The organism is Lysinibacillus sp. FSL K6-0075, assembly GCF_038592945.1.
Classification (GTDB): domain Bacteria; phylum Bacillota; class Bacilli; order Bacillales_A; family Planococcaceae; genus Lysinibacillus; species Lysinibacillus fusiformis_F.
The window spans coordinates 355,640-375,436 of the sequence record NZ_CP151947.1 but is presented as its reverse complement, the minus strand read 5'-3'; the positions used below and the strand labels follow the sequence as shown (position 1 = coordinate 375,436).

General features: G+C 36.4%; 19 protein-coding genes and 1 other annotated feature. Of the genes, 10 read left to right on the top strand and 9 right to left on the bottom strand.

Annotated elements, in window-relative coordinates; translation table 11 throughout:
- The first annotated feature begins 124 nt into the window (after positions 1–124).
- Positions 125–547 carry an SRPBCC domain-containing protein gene (locus MHB65_RS01765; protein ID WP_342442304.1) on the top strand — a complete coding sequence of 141 codons (423 nt, stop codon included), beginning with the start codon at positions 125–127 and terminating at the stop codon, positions 545–547.
- On the top strand, positions 547–867 hold the full coding sequence (locus tag MHB65_RS01760; RefSeq protein ID WP_342442303.1) for a metalloregulator ArsR/SmtB family transcription factor: 321 nt from the start codon (positions 547–549) through the stop codon (positions 865–867). Before MHB65_RS01765 ends, MHB65_RS01760 begins: the two co-directional genes overlap by 1 nt.
- Positions 868–906: 39 nt before the next feature.
- Here MHB65_RS01760 and MHB65_RS01755 read toward each other — a convergent pair whose 3' ends face one another.
- The 6 genes from MHB65_RS01755 to MHB65_RS01730 all read right to left on the bottom strand — a co-directional run bounded on the left by MHB65_RS01755 (position 907) and on the right by MHB65_RS01730 (position 8,712).
- The gene (locus tag MHB65_RS01755; RefSeq protein ID WP_342442302.1) at positions 907–1,686 is read right to left on the bottom strand and encodes a YqhG family protein; all 780 of its coding nucleotides are present in this window, start codon (positions 1,684–1,686) and stop codon (positions 907–909) included.
- 17 nt (positions 1,687–1,703) lie between these two features.
- Complete coding sequence (locus MHB65_RS01750) at positions 1,704–3,218, bottom strand: SNF2-related protein (RefSeq protein WP_342443688.1); 1,515 nt, start codon at positions 3,216–3,218, stop codon at positions 1,704–1,706.
- A 105-nt stretch (positions 3,219–3,323) separates the two neighbouring features.
- Positions 3,324–4,160 (bottom strand): AraC family transcriptional regulator, encoded by an 837-nt coding sequence (locus MHB65_RS01745; RefSeq protein WP_342442301.1) that lies wholly within the window; start codon positions 4,158–4,160, stop codon positions 3,324–3,326.
- Positions 4,161–4,221: 61 nt separating this feature from the next.
- The gene (locus MHB65_RS01740; RefSeq protein ID WP_205446580.1) at positions 4,222–5,271 is read right to left on the bottom strand and encodes an NAD(P)/FAD-dependent oxidoreductase; all 1,050 of its coding nucleotides are present in this window, start codon (positions 5,269–5,271) and stop codon (positions 4,222–4,224) included.
- Positions 5,272–6,077: 806 nt separating this feature from the next.
- Positions 6,078–7,415, bottom strand: coding sequence for an IS4 family transposase (locus tag MHB65_RS01735; protein ID WP_342440973.1), 1,338 nt, complete (start codon positions 7,413–7,415; stop codon positions 6,078–6,080).
- Positions 7,416–7,710: 295 nt separating this feature from the next.
- Positions 7,711–8,712 carry an iron-siderophore ABC transporter substrate-binding protein gene (locus MHB65_RS01730; protein ID WP_342442300.1) on the bottom strand — a complete coding sequence of 334 codons (1,002 nt, stop codon included), beginning with the start codon at positions 8,710–8,712 and terminating at the stop codon, positions 7,711–7,713.
- A gap of 218 nt (positions 8,713–8,930) precedes the next feature.
- On the opposite strand from MHB65_RS01730, the gene MHB65_RS01725 reads away from it, so the two are divergent.
- The 4 genes from MHB65_RS01725 (at position 8,931) to MHB65_RS01710 (ending at position 12,176) form a co-directional block, all read left to right on the top strand.
- On the top strand, positions 8,931–9,509 hold the full coding sequence (locus MHB65_RS01725; protein WP_342442299.1) for a dienelactone hydrolase family protein: 579 nt from the start codon (positions 8,931–8,933) through the stop codon (positions 9,507–9,509).
- 11 nt (positions 9,510–9,520) lie between these two features.
- Positions 9,521–10,477: a LytTR family transcriptional regulator DNA-binding domain-containing protein gene (locus MHB65_RS01720; protein ID WP_342442298.1), complete on the top strand. Its 957-nt coding sequence runs from the start codon at positions 9,521–9,523 to the stop codon at positions 10,475–10,477.
- A gap of 146 nt (positions 10,478–10,623) precedes the next feature.
- Positions 10,624–11,472, top strand: a complete 849-nt coding sequence (locus MHB65_RS01715) for an ABC transporter ATP-binding protein (RefSeq protein ID WP_342442297.1) — start codon at positions 10,624–10,626, stop codon at positions 11,470–11,472.
- Positions 11,469–12,176 carry an ABC transporter permease gene (locus MHB65_RS01710; RefSeq protein WP_342442296.1) on the top strand — a complete coding sequence of 236 codons (708 nt, stop codon included), beginning with the start codon at positions 11,469–11,471 and terminating at the stop codon, positions 12,174–12,176. The genes MHB65_RS01715 and MHB65_RS01710 overlap by 4 nt, the downstream gene beginning before the upstream one ends.
- A gap of 17 nt (positions 12,177–12,193) precedes the next feature.
- Here MHB65_RS01710 and MHB65_RS01705 read toward each other — a convergent pair whose 3' ends face one another.
- Both MHB65_RS01705 and MHB65_RS01700 read right to left on the bottom strand, forming a co-directional pair.
- Positions 12,194–13,345: an ATP-grasp domain-containing protein gene (locus MHB65_RS01705; protein ID WP_342442295.1), complete on the bottom strand. Its 1,152-nt coding sequence runs from the start codon at positions 13,343–13,345 to the stop codon at positions 12,194–12,196.
- Between the two features lie 118 nt (positions 13,346–13,463).
- Entirely contained in the window at positions 13,464–14,048 is a 585-nt protein-coding gene (locus MHB65_RS01700) for a GNAT family protein (RefSeq protein ID WP_342442294.1), read from the bottom strand.
- 96 nt (positions 14,049–14,144) lie between these two features.
- On the opposite strand from MHB65_RS01700, the gene MHB65_RS01695 reads away from it, so the two are divergent.
- Positions 14,145–15,506 (top strand): PLP-dependent aminotransferase family protein, encoded by a 1,362-nt coding sequence (locus tag MHB65_RS01695; protein ID WP_342442293.1) that lies wholly within the window; start codon positions 14,145–14,147, stop codon positions 15,504–15,506.
- Between the two features lie 105 nt (positions 15,507–15,611).
- Complete coding sequence (locus tag MHB65_RS01690) at positions 15,612–16,418, top strand: EcsC family protein (protein ID WP_342442292.1); 807 nt, start codon at positions 15,612–15,614, stop codon at positions 16,416–16,418.
- A gap of 50 nt (positions 16,419–16,468) precedes the next feature.
- Here the strand turns inward: MHB65_RS01690 and MHB65_RS01685 are convergent, their stop codons facing one another.
- The gene (locus MHB65_RS01685) at positions 16,469–17,437 is read right to left on the bottom strand and encodes a zinc-binding dehydrogenase (protein ID WP_342442291.1); all 969 of its coding nucleotides are present in this window, start codon (positions 17,435–17,437) and stop codon (positions 16,469–16,471) included.
- A 64-nt stretch (positions 17,438–17,501) separates the two neighbouring features.
- Here MHB65_RS01685 and MHB65_RS01680 point away from each other — a divergent pair, with 64 nt between their 5' ends.
- Positions 17,502–18,125 carry a hypothetical protein gene (locus tag MHB65_RS01680; protein ID WP_342442290.1) on the top strand — a complete coding sequence of 208 codons (624 nt, stop codon included), beginning with the start codon at positions 17,502–17,504 and terminating at the stop codon, positions 18,123–18,125.
- A gap of 52 nt (positions 18,126–18,177) precedes the next feature.
- Positions 18,178–18,441 (top strand) — a binding site (T-box leader).
- Between the two features lie 66 nt (positions 18,442–18,507).
- On the top strand, positions 18,508–19,752 hold the full coding sequence (locus tag MHB65_RS01675; RefSeq protein ID WP_342442289.1) for an MFS transporter: 1,245 nt from the start codon (positions 18,508–18,510) through the stop codon (positions 19,750–19,752).
- Positions 19,753–19,797 lie beyond the last annotated feature (45 nt).

Sequence of the window (19,797 nt, the reverse complement as noted above, 5' to 3'; positions counted from 1 at the left end):
GTTATATATTCGTAACACCTTATGGTTATATTTTCTGTCTACTCCTCTGCTATAGTGGACTCGAATAACGTTGAACACCATTACGCCAAGGTATCACTCATCAATCAAAAAGGAGTAATAGAACATGACTGAAAAATTACAGGATATTGTCAAAACAATTACATTGGATGCCCCTATCGAAAAAGTTTGGGAGACTGTCGCTACGGCTGACAAAATTGCTTCTTGGTTTATGCCAAATGATTTTCAACCGATTGAAGGCCACGAATTCACAATTCAATCACCGTTTGGCCCATCACCCTGTAAGGTAGAACGTGTAGATGCACCGCACTTTCTGCGATTTGCTTGGGATCAAGATGGCTGGTTCGTAACTTTTGAGCTAAAAGAAGTAGGCGAGCAAACTGAATTTACTTTAACACATGGTGGCTGGAAGGAAGCTTCACATATTATTCCTAAAGCGAACACTGCCACTGAAGCCGTACGTACTAATATGGATGGCGGCTGGACAATGATTATTAATCATAAATTAAAAGAGGCTGCTGAATCCTAATGACACAACCAGCTATAAAGTATGATGTTTTTCAAGCAATTGCTGATCCGACAAGAAGAAATGTTTTACAACTCCTTGCAGCAAGTGATAGACCCATTTCCAATATTTCTGAGCATTTTGAAATTAGTCGAACGGCTGTTGTAAAGCACTTAAAAATATTGGAACAAGCGGAGCTGATCTCTGCTCAAAAAAAAGGGCGCGAAAAAATCTATACGTTGCATAGTGAGCGCCTTAAGGAGATTGAAGACTGGCTCCAATACTTCCATTTATTTTGGGACAATAAATTGGCTCAGCTTCAAAGCATGGTTGAAGATCATTAAAGCAAGAAGGAGCTGTCTTTTTATCAGACAGCTCCTCATTTAAAAGAGATAAAATAATCCCCCATTAATGACTTCAATTTTAATTTTTGCTTCATATTGCTCTTCTAATGCTTTTCTTTCAATTTCATAACATTCTGGTTTATCCTCTACATCTTCATAAAAATAATCTAATACACGTTGATCACGTTGCCATCGTTTTTGTGCTTCCGTTGCCCAAGAATGATCATCCTGCTCAATAATTGACTCAATTGTTGCCTTTAATCTTTCAATTGCTCGGGCAGGCTTAATAATATATTGCACATGAAATACATTCTCTTCGGGTTCTGTGTCAAAGTCCGATGAACAAATCGTTTCATGAAAATCTTCCTTGATAACACCAGTTAATAAATTGATGCCAAATGAGTAAAGCATTTCTTTTGTACGATCACAGCAATAAGAAACTTTAAAGTTAACACCTAACCAAGGTGTTAAAATAACCTGCCCCATATCACGATCAACCTTTTCAAACAATTGAACGAATGCGCCTAGTTCTCTTGTAGCTAAAAATACCTGATTTAAACGAGGCGAGCCGTAATGAATAGCTTCTCCAAATATGTTTCCAACCATTGCTGTTTGATTTGTAATGAAGGTTACTTGAGCCGGGTTTGGCTCACTATTTGTCGCTTCAACGTATTGCCAATAAAATGGCCTATTCATAATTCTTTTATCTATGTCTACCGTTAATTGAACGGTTAGATAATGAGCCTCTTCTCCTAAAATTGCACAGTCATTTTCCATAAAAAATTCCTTTAAATAATGGTGAACTTGTTGCGGATACATAGCTGCACCTCCCTACCTTATACAGATTCTTTAAAATTCGTTAAAATGGCATCTAAATCGCCAACCACCTTCTCAAACACATCAATTTTTGTATGAAGTAATTCCAGGATTTTTTCTTCAATCGTATGTTCAATGGCAAGATTATAAATATGGACATCATGTTCTTGTCCCAAACGATGGACACGGCCAATACGTTGCTCTAGCTTCATTGGATTCCATGGTAGATCATAGTTGATTACATGATGACAAAATTGAAGATTTATCCCCTCTCCACCTGCCTCGGTAGCGATGAGTACCTGTGCTCTTTCTTTAAATAGGTGCTTCATATAATCTCGTTTACTTTTATTAAACTTACCATTAAATAGCACACTTGAAATGCCATTAGAATGTAAGTACCATTGCAAATAGATTTGCGTAGCACGATATTCTGTGAAAATAATAACCTTGTCATTTGCTTGTTTAACAATTTCCAATGTCTTTTCTGCCTTTGAATTCACTTCCAAGGTCATTAATTTAGTTATAATCGCTTCAATTTCTTGTGGTTGTACATGATCATCCAGCATATTCGTTAATGTTAATGCTGTAGCTTCCTTGCTACTACACATTTCTTTTTGCAACGTAATTAAGGAAAATGATCCTGTGTTTTCAAGGTTTCCAAGCATTTCGTAAACTTCTCTTTCTTCGTCCGTAAATGTAATCGGTACAATTTGGACACAACGATTTGTCCATTCAATCCCTGTATCTTCTCGACGATTTCTTACCATTACCTGGTTGACCAATTCTTTTAAATAATCATCATGTTCTAAATCATGCTTACTAGCAGAGAAGGCCGATTGGAAGGTATCATAGTTACCTAGATGCCCAGGCTTTAATAAGGAGATTAAATAATACAATTCAAAGACATCGTTTTGAATAGGTGTGGCCGTTAATAGTAAGCAGAACTTTTTCTTTAAGCCTTGTACAAACTCATAAATTTGTGTTTTATTATTTTTTAACTTATGTGCCTCATCAATAATAATCATGTCATAATCCTGCTCATAAATGCGCTCTCTATGTGGACTCTTTTTAGCCGTATCCATACTCATAATGAGGACATCATAGCGCTCTATCGGACAATTTTTTTTATATGCAACGGCAGGAATATGAAATTTTATATTTAACTCTTCAATCCACTGATTTATTAGAGAAGCTGGAGCCAAAATCAATGCTCTTTTCACAAGGCCTCTAATAAGGTATTCCTTTAAGATTAGCCCTGCTTCAATCGTTTTACCTAGTCCTACTTCATCGGCTAAAATAGCTTTTCCATTCATACGTTCAATAACTGTTTCAGCTGCTTGTAGCTGGTGCGCCAAAGGTTGTAAATTAGGTAAATAATTCGTAGCCTGCAATCCTGTAAAATCAGGTATTAATTTCATTTTCACAATATCATAGTTCATCTTATACAATGTCCAGCTATGCCAGTTTTCAAGATGATTTAATCGGTTGATAAAGCCTTCTTCCCACTCGGACGACCTTTCTATTTTCATGATCATCACCTCATGTCATTTTTTCTATCTTAGGATGTCCCAAAAAGGAAAAGCTATGTTCTTTCTATACGAAAAACACCTAATGAAAGTTATTTTTCCACTAGGTGTTTGTTAATTCATATATTTACGGAAGAGACTTGGCGATAACCCTGTGATTTTTTTAAATACACGACTAAAATAAAAATAGTCTGTATAGCCCACTTTTTCTGCAATTTCTTTAACAGATAAATGGGAAGTTCTCAGTAAAATTTTAGATTTTTGAATACGCAAATCAGTGAGATAAACATTTGGACTAACACCCATTTTTTTCTCAAATAGATAGGCCAGTTTTCTTCGTTCCATATTAAAATGTTTTGCGATATCCATGACAGTCATATTCTTTGTATAATTTTCTTGTATATACTCCATAATTAACGTTATGTTTTCTTTTTTATATTGATAGTCCATCATTTTAATGGTTAAAAGCATTTCCTCTAAAATGTTTAAAAAAAGAGCCTTAGATTGAAGAAAAGATAAATGACTACGCATAAGATAATTTTGTATTAATTGCTGCAGCATATTCATTAACTTGATTTGTTCTCCTACCTGTAAAGTAAAGTGACGATTATAGAGAGGGAACTTTGCATTATCTCCTTCTGCTAGTTGAAAATGAATGACTGCATACTCGAATTTAGTGTCGCTCGCAATTATACGATGTATAGGTAAATTGGGACCCACATGGACAATCTGCCCTTTTTCTAAGCGGTAATTTTCACCTTCAATTTGTACATCAGCTACTCCCTTGATCGGAAAAATTAAACCTGCTGCGTTGGTCATCGTCTTGTAATTCGTGACAACTGTTTCGGAAGAAATCTTCTCCGTAATGACATCTATAAATGTTAATGGAGCAGTTGTATAGAATTCTATTATTTCTTGTGTGTCTATGTTGAACGCCTCCCTTCTTTTCATATTGTTACATCAAGACAAAAAGAAAGGAACACTAATAATACATTAGTGCTCCTCAAATCGATTATTTTAAACTTTCCTGTAATAGCTTACGATTACGTTGTTTGAAAATATCATTATGGGAGGAAACGATACCGCCCTCAGAAGCATCAGGTTGAATATACTTCTTCGCACTATTCACTGCATGAAGTGCATCATGAAATGCTGCTGCAATTAAATGAATTTTACCATCATGGCTCAAAATATCACCAGCAGCATAAAGGCCTGGAATGGATGATTCACTATTAATCGTACCAGCAATAAAATAATCATTTTTGCGATCAATGGCTAACGGACTATTATCTAACAATTCTTTATCACGTACATATCCATGACTGATGACCACTTCATCAATAGGAATTTCCGTTACAGTACCTGTTTCATGATTTGTTAAAGCAATTGCCTTAATCATTCCGGCTTGATCGTCTGCAATCAGCTTCGTAATTTCAGAATTGAAATGGCATTCAATCGAACTATTTGTAAGCTCTGTAATTTGAGCCTCGTGTGCAGATAAAGTATCTTTTCGATAGGTTAAATAGACCTTGGATGCTATCTCCATTAATTCTAATGCCCAGTCTACCGCTGTATTACCACCACCTGAAATAATAACTGCCTTATCCTTAAATTTTTCATAGGATTTAATTGTGTAATTTAAATTAGATACTTCAAAGCGTTCAGCGCCCTCAATCTCAATTTTTTGAGGATTTAGGATGCCACCACCAATAGCAACGATAACCGTTTTGGAATAATGAATATTTCCTGACTCCGCTGCGATGACAAAAATACCATCTTCATTTTTAGCAATGGACAGCACTTTTTCATTTGTATATATAGAAGGATTAAAGGTTAAGGCTTGCTCAACTAATTGTTTAATTAGTTGTCCCCCTGAAATAGGCGTTACACCACCAACATCCCAAATCATTTTCTCTGGATAAACATGAATTTTACCGCCTAGCTGTGGCTGTGATTCAATTAGCTTGGTTTTCATTTCACGTAAACCACAATAAAAGCTAGAATATAAACCTGCTGGTCCACCACCAATAATGGTTACATCATACAATTCTTGTTCTAACAATACTTAACACACCTTTCTTTTTGTCATTACCTATCTAAACAATTGGACTAATACTGCATGACAGCCCTACTGTATATTTCTACTTGTATAAATTACTTTGAACTTCCTCCTTAATACCATTATACGATAATGATAATCATTATCAAACGAAATTATTACAAAACATGATAATAATACATATTCCGTCACCATTTATTAACATTCTTCTTTATAAAGGAAGAAATAGTATGCATTAGGCATACTATTTCACATGTTGTTGAAAAAAGATGATATCAACGGCAGAAAAAGCAACTTTGCAAGGCGAGGGGTTGATTTCCGTTCCGCCAGCGTCCTTTCCAGGGGGCGTCCGATGAGCCGCTTCACTCACTTCCGTTCGCTCCAGGGTCTCCTCTGTGACGCTAAATCCCCTAGGAGTGACGCTGGCTCCACTCCAATCAACCATGCTGCAAAAGTGTCTTTGCTTTATCTTTCATACTGGTCGTAGCGAACAAAATAACCCATTATTTGTATTCTTAGAGGGGATGAGCTCTTATTTTCAATGTGGAAAAGTGATGCGTGACAACACCTCTTCATAAAGAGTAATGAACACCTTCCCTTTATTTGAAAACATTTGCTAAAAAGTGGGTTGGAGTGGAAGGCTACGTGACCATAGCCGTGTCCTTAAGAAAACATCAGACATCCTATGCCAGATTTTCGTGTGTTTATCTTCTGTTTAAAATGGGTATTACACAAGGAGTGAGGGAAAAATGGCCTCACTAAATAAACTATACAAATTATCCATCCAAATATTGGGTTTACATCGACTTTTAAGAAGTTTTGCGTTTTTTACACTTTAGGCAAAATGACGAAACGTTTCGGGTGAGCGTATCGAAATAGACATATAGCTGTTTTTTCGAATGCCACATACTTTTTAAAAGTCGATTTATTTGTTTCGCAATCAACCGGACCGTCTTTCTTTCACTAATCCTCCGTTTTCTTGTCACCCACAGATCATTTCTCATCATTCCCATGATCATTTCAGTCAATAAAAGCACAATACTTTGAAGATAGAAATGACATAACCATCGTTCAATCTTCACCTTCTTCATCTTATCGACTTCTAAATCTGATTTCCATGTTTTAAATAAGAGCTCGATTTGCCAGCGTAATCGGTAAAGTTCATGAATTTCACTTGCTGGCATATCCTCTGGTACATTTGTTAAATAGATGACCACTCCAGGTATTTGTTCTACTTCATTTTTATGGACTTGCCCTTGTTTCTTTTGACGTCTTCTTTTTTCCCGCTTGTGTAGCTCTTTTTCCTGTTCCTCTGAGAGGCGATAGAGAATACAACGTGCAGGCATTTTTTCGTGTCGTCCTACAAATAATTGGGACCACTCTTTGTATTCGCCACGTACCATTTCTAATGCGATTTCTTCTAAATGAATTTGTTTGTAACGGCGACTTTCAATCAATTTCCCATTTGGATGACGAGGTGGATGACTTACTTCGACAAACAATTGCGTATCTTTTTTCGTTTTTGTGATATAGAAAGCACCTTTTGCGTGCACCTTTTTAAAAAAATCGAATTGAAAATAGCCTAAATCCTGTAGAACCAGTTCTCTCTCCTGAATCAAAGGTAATCGCGTCATTCCTGCTGGATTATCGGCATCACGTCCGTTCATTAAATCAAAATAAAGTAGCTGTTGGGTTAAATAATCAAACTCCACTTGCACTTTAACAGACGAACAATGGACACCCTGAAAATTTCCCTGATAGGCATCTGGCAATTTGATCGTTGTGCTATCTAAAATACGTATTCGAGTAAATGTGTATCCCGTTAGCTTGGGGAAGGCGAGTTGAAGCTGCGTTTTGAATAATCGTCCAAAAATGGTTTCCAAAAAAGTAACAGCCCGTTCATCAAAGCGTTTATTAAGAGCCGATTTCGTCATAAATATATCCTGCTCCGCCAAGTCCGTACAAAGCGTTTCAAGCGAATCACTGATAATCTCACTCTTTTTCAAAAACAGAAAGTGTAAAAATTGTGCCGCACTAAACGAACGCTCGCGTTGAATAAAACCCGATAATCTACCCACCTCTTTTACTTCATTTTTCCCAAGTATCTGAAAAAGTGGCGCAAGTAATTGAATATTTTCTGGTTTCATTTTGCTGGACCTCCTTTATCAAGTGTACTTATCTATACCTTGATAAGAGAAATATGAACCCACGAATAAAGGAAATCACTAAGGACACGGCTATGGCTACGTGACTCCCGTGGGATAGCGAGACAGGCAAAACTCTAAACGGAGCGGTAGCGGAGGAAGCGATTCGGCGCTCGCCCACAGGAAAACAAGTAGCCTGCAACGGAAATCCATTTCTACCTTTCAATTGACTGTTTTGTTTTTCAACACTAAGAGAAATAGTATGCATTAGGCATACTATTTCATTTTTAGCATAATCTTATTTATCTTTTAATAAATCTACAACTATATCTATTCCATACATGGTTGCAATTGGGGCATCCTGTGCAAATAAGGAACGATCCACAATATAAACATTTTTATTTTTCACTGCATTGATGTTATTCCAAACTGCACTCTCTTCATAGGATTTTAAAAATTCCTCTTCACTCATGGTAATTCCACTCTTATCAAGGAAAATAAATAAGTGATCTGGGTTTAAGACCGACATTCCCTCCATACTTACTTCCTTTGTTATATCTTCTGGGTAATTTTCTGGAACTTTAATACCTAAACCATGTTCAGGATTCGTTGGCGCAATATTTTTACCATATATCCAAAACCCTTCTTTCGTATTTACAGATGTAAAAACTACTGTTTCTCCTTTGGCTGTAAAATTCTTTAAAGCTTCACGGCCGTCTGTAATTTTTTCGCTGACTTCTTCTAATAGCGCCTTTCCTTGTTCCTCTTTCCCTAATACCTTTGAAATTTCTGTCACGGCTAACTCTTGATCAGTAGACATCGCTCTTTGATTTAAATATACAACAGGTGCTATTGCTGATAATTGGTCATATAGCTGATCATGCACACCTGAAGCAGCCAAAATTAAATCCGGTTTTAGTTCTACTATTTTTTCAAGACTTGGACTTCTAACATCACCAATATCTTTAAATTTTTGTTCTTTCACAAAAGATTGATAGGATTCCCATAAATTAAACATAGTATCAGCATTTGCAATACCTACTGGCTTCGTATCTAATGCTAATAAAACATCTGGGTATAATACATGCATCAAAGAAATAACACGCTTCGGCTCTTTCTCAATGATTACTTCTTTTCCTAGAGCATCTGTATATGTCAGAGGATAAATGGAAGGTTCCCCCTTCATCTCCTCTTTTTCTTTTTCGGGTTGATTCGCTACTTTCACTTCGGCATTATTACATGCTACTAGCAACACTGATAGTAACAATGTGAATAACATCATTATCCATGGCTTCTTCATTGTATATCCTCCTTTAGTTTTCCAATGCAATAATGAGAATCATTATCAAAAAGATAATAGCAAATCCGTTTTTCGGAGTACATATAATACCCGATGAACAAATTTGTGTTTTTTTGTGCATAAACGTAAAAATGTCCATCGTTGCACTTTTTGAAAGCTAAATATACGTTATACTTACTTTTTGATACACTATTGGAAAAAAGATAATAGAGGTCGTAATGAAAAGAAAAGTTTTTATATTACATGAAATCTATGGGGTTAATCATTTTATTGAAGAACAGGTGCAAGTATATTGTGATGAAGACACTACCGTTTCCCTTATTTCACTCTATCCTGAGGGACTTTCCTTTCCATATGAACAGGAAAAACAAGCCTATGATTTTTTCGTACAGACAGTTGGCTTCGATGCTCCTCTTGAGTTCCTTTCACAAAAATTATTGGAGGCTTGTGAAAATTACGATGAGGTAATATTAATTGGCTATAGTGTAGGTGCAACTTTAGCCTGGCGATTAATTACACTCCCCCTACACCGTGTCATTTGTGTATATGGATCACGGATCCGTCAATACCTTGATAACATACCATCTTGCCCAACTTTGGTCATTTTACCTAGCCATGAAAGTAGCTTTGATGTTCAATTATTAAAGAAGGCACTTGCTAGCATACCGAATGTTCAGATCAAACAATACCCAGGCTTACATGGCTTTATGGATGCCTCTAACTCAAACTATTGTCAAATGAGCCACTCACAAGCACACACTGATATCAAATACTTTTTACAAGCTGGCAAAATTTAGGAGGAATGAACGTGGAACAAAATATTGATATTCAGGTTGATCCATATATTGAAGCTGGCAATGTTATTTATCCAAGCTTTCATCTTTCTCTACAACCTGGCACGATTATCGGCATCTACACAGACGTTTCCAAAATACATACTTTAATGCAATGGTTTATGAAACAAAATGATACTAGTACTTATTTTCGTGAAAGTGCATTATATGAACGACTCACAGCTCGCGAGTACATCCAGTTCTTTTTGAAACTTTTTAATCGCCCAACTAATGAAACAGAGAATTTATTGAAGCTTTTTAAGCTTACTGAACAAAAAAACAATAGAATTAGTAAGCTTTCTAATAGTGAAAAGCAGCGATTAAAATTATTGAATACGTACCTACATCCGGCATCTATTCAAATTTTAGAAGAACCCTTTCAAAATATAGATGAATTTTCGAAACAAACTGTCCAACAGTTATTAAAAAATCTTGTGAAAGAGCATAAAATTATCATTTTATTATCAAATAATCTAGAAGATTTAATGGTTGCAAGTACATCTATACATCGATTAGATGGAACTGACTTACATGCTTTAGACATAAAAGAGGTTGACATAGAGCAAACGCCTCAGCCCCTTAAAAATACACCCATTCGACTGGATAAAATCCCAACAAAGAAAAATGATAAGATTATTTTATTTAATCCACCAGAAATTGATTATATTGAAAGTGTTGAAGGAGAAGTATCTATTTATGTAGCGGGTGAAGCATACCCGTGTACTCTATCACTAAATGAACTAGAACAAAAATTGACACCATTCGGCTTTTTTAGAAGTCATCGTTCTTATATTGTTAACCTACAAAAGGTTCGAGAGATCATTACTTGGACACGTAATAGCTATAGCCTAGCACTCAACAGTACAGAAAAAACTGTGGTTCCACTGTCGAAAAATAAACTTGCAAATTTAAAGGAAATACTCGGAATTTAGTAGATTTCCCAGGAAATAAACGACTCCTGTCACCTTCGATATTGTTCTTCCTATGCTCAATTTTCTGCTGTTCACCCATTTTTTACTGTGTTCCTTTTGCTTGTTATTTATAGTGTAGACATCAACAACAAACAGGAGGTTTACACATGAATGCAGTGATTGATGTACAAAACTTGAAAAAGACATTTAATAATGAAACAGCATTACAGGATGTTTCTTTTATGATTAAGAAAGGGGAAATATTCGGCTTTCTTGGGCCAAGTGGTTCTGGTAAAACAACTACTATTAAAATATTAACGGCACAAACAGATAAATCGGCAGGCAATGTTCTGTTATTTGGGCAACCAGCCTCTGAAATGAAGAAAAGTCAAAATCGTAAACGTTTTGGTATTTTAACAGATAATAGTGGCTTGTATACAAGACTAACTATTGAAGAGAATTTATTACTTTATAGTAATTTATATCAGCTATCTCACTCTGCTGTAAAAGAAGCTTTGGACTTTGTAAACTTATATACAGAACGTAAAAAGAAAATCAGTCAGCTTTCAAAGGGAATGATTCAACGTGTCACACTTGCTCGTGCAATTATGCATAAGCCCGAATTATTATTTTTAGATGAGCCTACTTCTGCTTTGGACCCTGTGAATACCCAGCATATTTATAATGGCTTACGAAGATTAAATGACATGGGTACGACGATTTTTTTAACTACTCATGATATGAGCGAAGCAGAGATACTTTGTGACCGTGTAGCCTTCCTTCATAGGGGAAAAATTCGAGCAATAGGTACACCAAAGGACTTGAAAAAGGAATTTGGCACTGATTCCATAACAGTTGAACTCAAAAATGGTTTACAAGAGATTATACAAAACGGTGCACAAGATGCAGAGAAGCTGTATCAATGGATGCATTCCAATGAAGTGACAAGAATTAATACAAACGAGCCGACATTGGGTGATATTTTTATGCAAATAACAGGGAGTGATTTGGTATGAACATTTCAATGACACGTATTCAAGCAATATTAGTGAAAGATTATAAGGAATTTTCTCGTAACTATGCCGTATCAACGATGATACTTCTGCCTCTAATTTTGGCATTTTTATACAACAAAACAGGTGCGTCTACTATCAATGCTTATTTCCTACCCATCAATATAACGTTTTCTATGGTAACAACTTATATACAATGCTGTTTAATCGCAGAGGAAAAAGAAAAAAATACTTTACGTAGCCTTATGCTTTCCCCTGCTTCACTTGGAGATATTCTAATTGGTAAAAGTTTATTTGTTCTCATCGTGACCGTTGTTGTACTGGCACTGTCTATCTTTCTAGTTGGATATACACCTGCCAATCTAGCTATCTTATCTGTAGCATTACTAGTATCTACTGTATTCTATATTGCACTTGGAACAATATGTGGATTATTTGCTAAGTCTATTATGGAAGGCTCAATAATTGTTTTACCTGTAATCTTTCTTTTCTCATTCGGTCCTCTTGCCCTGACTTTTGCTTCTACTTACCCTATTTTAAAAATAGCGGAGTGGCTACCTAGCTCTCAATTATTACTTTTAGCAGAGGCATTAGAAGGGAAGTACTCCACGACAGATATAATCATTCTAATGGTAACGTTTATAGTATGGTCCCTTATTTCTTGGTTCATCGCAGCAATTATTTATAAGAAAAGAATGGTCGATTAAAGACCATTCTTTTCTACCTATAATAATTCCTTTTCCAGCTTTTCAATCTCTTCTAGCGTATCTGCGTACCATACACCGACAAATCTAGAAGCTACGGGCTCCTCAAAATAATCTCCATCATAGAAAGATAAGGGAAATAACATTCCCTGTTCTATAAATTTTTTGATTGTTTGATAGAAGTAATCATTCTGTTGTGGGCTTTGTGCTGAATAGGAGCTAAATTTATTGATGGGCTTTCCTAAATCCTCATGAAACATCAGCATAGAGGTTGAACCATTTTGACGGAAATTTAAGTCTATCGCTTGAACATCACCAGCTTCAGTGACAATTAAATCAAAGCCTGCCACACCAACAAAGCCCTCCTCAACACCGCGTTCCATAATATGTTTTCCTACTTCAATTACTTTTTCGGGTACTTTATCTACAATGATATTCCCCTCATAAATGCCGTTGTCATCCGTAATTTGCTGGGAAGCTCCTAAGTATTGAATGCCAAGCTCCTCCGAGTAAACAAATTGACAGCTATAGTTGTCCTTTGTCTGTAAAAGCTCCTCAATGATTATACTTTCAGTTCCCGTCATCCGAAATTGACGTAAACCTTCTGTCAGTTCCTCTTTGTTATGACAAATGGTTACGCCATATCCTCCCGATGTTGGAGAATCATCGCCAGGCTTTAGTACTACAGGTGGCTGCCAATTTTTAATGGCATCTGAAAGTCTATACGTCTCCACATTTAGACGACTTGGCACAAATTTGCTATCGATTAAATGATCGATATATGCTTTTGTATTCAACTCATTAAATTTCTCTGCATCCATCCAATAACATTGACGATCCATATGCTCCAGGTCATGTATATATTGGCATACAATGGTCTTCCCTTCCTCACACCAAGTTTGGATCAGTGCCAAATATTCCTCCTGTGTCTCATAGCTATAGGGCTGTTCAATCCATGGTAATCCTGCTAGTTGATGAAGCTCTTGGGATTTTTCTGTTTGTGTGGCTCGATGTACTAGCACCGGGATATCAGCAATAGCAACTTCTCTTGAGGTTAAAGCATCCAGCTTATGAGGATCATCCATCATCCACGGATTATCACTATACGGTGTTCTTGGTGTGTACACAGCATTATCACCATAAATTTGTCTTAAAGTATATTTTGGTTTCAAGTAGATTACCCTCTTTCAATTTTTCGGTACTCTACTCTACCCTTTCCTTTATTTTTTGACACTTTTTATAAGAAAAAACGGTTTTATGAATTAAATAAATACCATTTTATACCTATAACTATCCAAATTGCACTAAGAGCTTTTCTAAATGTTTTTTCACCTGTGGCCATTCTTCAATTGTAATGCTATACATAACGGTATGCCTTGTTGTACCATCCTTGCGAATCATATGATTACGCAATATCCCCTCTTTTGTGGCACCAATTCGCTCAATTGCCTTTTGGGAACGGATATTATCATGATCCGTTTTTATTTGAACGCGTTGTAAATGAAAGTGCTCAAAACAGTGTTGTAAGAGCAAATACTTACAGTTAGTATTAATAGCTGTACGCCAGTATGCGGGTGTTAGCCATGTATAGCCAATTTCTAATCGCTGATGCTTGTCATCAATATCCATAAAACGAGTAGAACCAATAATATCCCCTGATTGTTTATCCACAATCACAAATGGAAATTCTGTTTTTTCGTCTTTGGCTCTTAATGCGTTTTCCACAAAGTTATTCACATCCTCCTTTTTTTCTATCGTTGTGGACATATGTGACCAAATTTCTGGATAACGCCCTGTCTCTAAAATTTCTGGTAAATCGCTCAATTCTAAAGGTTTTAGTTTAACCACTTTATTTTCTAATGTTATAAATTCCATTACACTTCACTCCTTTTTTACTTATTTAACGGTAAAATTGATATGATAGATATAACCAATTACTAAAAAATCAACCATACCAAAGGAGGCATCTATGTGGAGCTAGCCATTATATTTAGAGGGGATTTGGCGAAATACATTCAAATCTATGAAGAAATAAAGCATGCTATTATCACTAAAAAATTACTTGCTCACGAACAATTGCCTTCTAAGCGAGCTCTCGCCCTAACATTGGATGTGAGTGTACACACTATAAAAGAAGCCTATGAGCAATTACTTGCAGAAGGCTATATTTATAGCAAAGAGCGATCTGGCTATTTTATTGCTCCCTTTGAATTTGATTGGCTACAGCAAGTACCCCAGCATGAGTCTGCTACAAGTAATAGTAACCCTAACAATATACAATTTGATTTTACTAATGGGCATGTGGATAACGAGGCTTTTCCCTATACTGCTTGGCACAAGCTTATAAAAAAGCACTTTAATAGTAACAACTTATCAACAAGCCCTTGGGCAGGAGAGACAATTTTACGCACAGAGATTGCTCGCTATGTAGAACGTTCTCGTGGGGTTAGTTGTGATGCTTCACAGGTATTTGTTTATAGTGGTACACAAAGCCAGCTTCAGGCTCTTTGTCATTTTCTTGGTCCAGCGACACGCGTTGGATTAGAGGAGCCAGGCTTTAAACGAGTACGTGCCATTTTTCAGCAATGTGGATTGTCCACAGAGGCGATACCTGTGGATTATTCAGGAATTACCCTACCTCTAAAAACAATTCACATGTTATACACAACACCCGCTCATCAATTTCCTTTAGGCATGATTATGACCATGGAAAGAAGAGCAGCACTGTTACAATGGGCTAACTTGAACGAGGCTCTTATTATAGAAGATGATTATGATTCCGAATTTCGTTATAAGGGGCTGCCAATTCCCTCTTTAGCCAAAATGGATCAGCTTCAGCATGTCATTTATTTCGGAACATTCTCGAAAACATTGCTTCCATCATTACGCATTAGTTATATGATCCTTCCAAAGTCTCTAGTAGGACCGTTTATGACTTTTCATGATGAGCAAAAATCAGTCGTTTCCAAAGTAGACCAGCTTGTCTTAGCAGACTTTCTTGCACAAGGTCTATTCGATAAGCATTTAGCAAAAATGCGAACAATCTATCGTAAAAAGCAGCAAGCATTATTGACCGCCATCTCTACACATTTTTCAAATGAATTTCAAGTAATCGGTGAAAAATCTGGACTACATATTGTCATCAAGCTACCCCAACATCTCACCGAGAGTAGAGCGATCCAGCTTGCTCAAGAGGTAGGAGTTCAAGTCTATCCATGCTCTACCTCCTATCAGGATGGTACGAATGAAACGATGGTCATTATAGGATATGGTGGACTGACGCTTCAGCAAATAAATGAAGGAATTGCACTCCTTGCGTCCGTTTGGCAATAGCATGTGATTCATTAGTTTGTCGAAATCTCATTTAAATAAAGCGAAACTTTATATAGTATTTTTCGTATTTAAAGTTAAATGGACACATAAGGGGATAAGACAATCATGGAGAACCGAGAGTTATTAGAGCAGCATTTACAAGAGATTCAAGTGTGGGAAAAAGATCAAAAGGATTTATGGTTTTGGGAGAAACTAGGGAGAATACCATTTAAATTATTAGATAAAGTGACACCCGCCTTTCTTCAAAACAAAATTGCTTTATTGGTCGATGAACTTGGCAATTATATTCAGTCAGGTGGAAAGTATTTAATCAATGAACAAGCCATGATACAAAAAATCCGTGACTATTCTTCCACACAGCATATTTTAACTATATCTGATATTGGTCAGATTCCTTTAGAGGACATGATCACTCTCAGTGATCAATTACAAAATGACCGTGTAAAATTTGCTACTGTACAAGGAGCCTCTACTGGCTTTGGTGGCATCTTTACTTTAGCTATTGATATTCCAATGATTTTAGGAACTGCACTCAAAACATTGCAAGAAATAGCGATCATTCATGGCTATGATCCGAATGATAAAATGGAACGTATTTTTATTGTAAAATGTCTACAATTTACTTCTGCTGATATTGTTGGTAAAGAAGCAATCCTACAGGAGCTTTCTACTATGAACAGCTCGAAAAAGGCTTCAGATAATATGATTTCTCAGCTTCAAGGATGGCAGGAAGTATTTTACACGTATCGAGATCAACTAGGCTGGAAAAAGCTGTTTCAAATGATTCCTATTGCAGGGATGGTTTTTGGAGCCTATGCCAATAAAGGCATGATTCAGGATGTAGCCGAAACTGGTACGATGCTGTACCGAAAAAGACGTATTTATGAAAAGCTTACTGAACTAGATTGCTGATAGACGTTGAAAAGATGACACCCATTTTGGAGCGTCATCTTTTTGTATTTTTATATTTTAATAAGTATTTTCCCTTGATGCTGGCGACTTTCCATAAATTCATGGGCCTTTTGCATTTCCTCTAAGGGAAATATTTTAGCAATTGGCACCTGGAAACTATCATCTTTTAACAAAGAAAAAATATCCTGTGCAACCTGCTGTAACAGTTCTGGCTTCAATGCTCTTGTCGTACCTAAGCTAAATCCTTTTATATTGCGGCAGCTACTGTGTAAATCTGATGTTTTTATATTGCCTGCTCTGCCTCCACTATTCCCGAATTGAACAAGCGTGCCATAGGGCGCTAAACAAGTTAAACTTTCCTCTGTGACAGCTCCTGCAATGGAATCATACACGATATCAACGCCACGACCCTTTGTTAGTTCATTGACATGTGTACTGAATTGATCATATGTAAGCACGTGATCTGCGCCGAGCTGATAAACGATTGAGGCCTTCTCCAAATTACTCACCGTACCAATAATCAGTTTAGCTCCTAGCCTTTTTGCCATTTGGATAAGCATTGTCCCGACTCCACCAGAAGCAGCATGAATTAAGACGGCATCCTGCTGACCAATTGCTGCTATTTGATGTGTTAACATATACGATAAAAATAAAACAGTCGGTACAGCTGCCACCTTCTCGATTGGTACATCACTAGGAACTTTAAAAACCAGTTGTTCCTTTGCTACAACAAATTCTGCATAAGCACCGTTTTTCGGGAAGGCGATAACTTGGTCACCCTTTTGAAAGCCACTGTTATCATTAAAAACTTCTTCTATCACCCCTGCAACATCTAAACCAAGAACCATCGGAAATTTTGCTTTAGCTTTATTACCTGTACGGTTTTTAATATCTGCGAAATTGAGGCTTGTATAGGTTGTCCGTATTAAGATTTCACCCTCAGAAATAGTAGGCTTTGGACAATCAATAGGTGTTAAAACATTAGGTGCACCAAACTCATTGATAATAATAGCCTTCATAAATTTCTCCCCCTTTGCTATAGTACAATTATAAACTATCGTTACTATAAATGGAGGAATCTTCATGAAAATCAAACCTAAGCAAGCCATGTATAACGGTACATCCTACAACTTTTTTGATAGAAAAAGCGATAAGTTATGCTTTATGTTCTCCGGCACGGGCTATACCTATGATAAACCTATACTTTATTATTCTACGGCATTAATGCTAGAACTTGGCTATGATGTCATTCAAATCAATTATACGTTTGAGCAACAGCAATTCGAACAGGACTCACAAGCCATATCAAAAATGGTCTATCATGTTGCCAACCCTATTGTAGAAAACAGTTTGCAATCAAAACCTTATAGAGAAGTCGTCTATCTAGGAAAATCTTTAGGTACTATGCCTATTATCGACTTTTATATGCAGCAGACTCCTTTTATTCCTGCTCGTTATATTCTCTTCACCCCATTACTATCTCTTCAACATACAATGGCAAATCTATTAGACAAACATGCATTTTTGGCAATCGGTACTGCGGATCCTTATTATTCACAGGAAAAACTGGCGCAACTTACTACTCTTCAGCTTGCTGTTTTTGAGGACCTCGATCATTCCCTTGAAATTCCTTTGAATGTTGATTTATCCATACAGCACTGCCAATCGCTGATGACACAATTAAAAATCTTTCTACAAAATTATTAGTAATATTTTTATAGTACTATTTACCAGAATCATGTACATATGCTACACTAGCAAAAATACATTGAAGAGAAGAGTAAATAAGGCTGTTCTTCCCAGAGAGCTCGGATTGCTGAAAACGAGTAAGAACGAATTATTGAAACAAGTCTCGGAGTAGCGCATTGGATTTTGTTTGAATGATGGTGCGACGGGAACTCCCGTTATAGAGTTACAGTATAAGCATAGACACTATGCCGTACTGAAAGGCTATTATGGTGACATAATAGTGAACTAGGGTGGCACCACGTGAGTATATAAATTCCACAATCTCGTCCCTAAGACTAATCGTCTTGGGGGTGGGATTTTTTATTTTGCAAATCATCATTTTGCTTAAGGAGGAATTTATATGAGAAAATCTTTAGAGAGCTGGCGGTATCCTGCCATTCTATTATGTAGTATTGGTGTTTCCAGTACTGGTGGATGGATCTATTTTATTGCCTTAAATCTCCTTGTATTAAATCTTACACAATCTGCTCTGGCTGTTTCTGGCTTGTATATAGTAAGAGCAATCTCATCCTTGTTCACTAATTTTTGGTCAGGAAGCCTAATCGATCGTTTTAATAAGAAAAAGCTAATGATTATTTTAAATATTTTTCAATCTATACTCATTGTCATACTCCCCTTCTTTTCTAGCCTAGTGTGGATGTATGTCTTTGTCTTTATCATTACAGTTGCTAGCTCTATGTATCATCCAACATCTATGACTTATATCACTAAGTTAATACCTATCGAACAAAGGAAACGTTTTAATTCATTACGCAGCTTGCTCGACTCTGGTGCATTTCTAACTGGACCAGCTATTGCAGGCTTGCTATTTACAGTCGGAACACCTCATATGGCTATATATTTAAACGCGATTGCTTTATTTCTATCAGCCTGTATAACGTTCAAAATGCCCAATGTTGAAGCCTTTGAAAAGTTTGATCGTAATACTGAAAAAACATCGCTTTATCGCGTATTGCTTCAAGATTGGCAAATGGTCATACGCTTTAGCTTAAAAAATTCCTATGTAATGGTCATTTATTTATTGTTTAGCATCACTATTGTCTTGATGACAGCTACTGATTCTTTAGAGGCTGCCTTTGCAACACAAATATTAGCTTTATCTGAAGGAGAATATGGTATTTTAGTCAGTATTGCGGGAGTGGGTGTATTAATTGGCTCGCTAACTAATTCCGTTATTGTTGAAAAAATACCAACTTCTTGGTTAATAGGTATGGGATCTCTCATAACAGCATTAGGTTATTTAATATTTACATCATCATTTTCTTTTTTTATAGCTGCTTTAGGTTGCTTTGTCTTATCCTTTGCAACCGCCTTTGCGAATACAGGATTTTATACATTTTATCAAAATAATATCCCCTCTAAGAGCATGGGTCGAATAGGAAGTATTTATGGATTTTTTGAAGCCCTTTTTATTATTATACTTACTGCTATTTTTGGGATTTTTGCTGAATGGATAACAATACGCTCCGTTGTCGTTAGTGCATCCTTTATGATGTTGGTTGTAGCTGTTATTCTACTATTGCTAAATGTACAACCTACGAAAGGTCACTATTATCAAAGGATTGTGAATAGCAGGCAACAATAATTGAAAAACTAAAGTAACCCCTTTTCATGAAAAAAATTAACCATC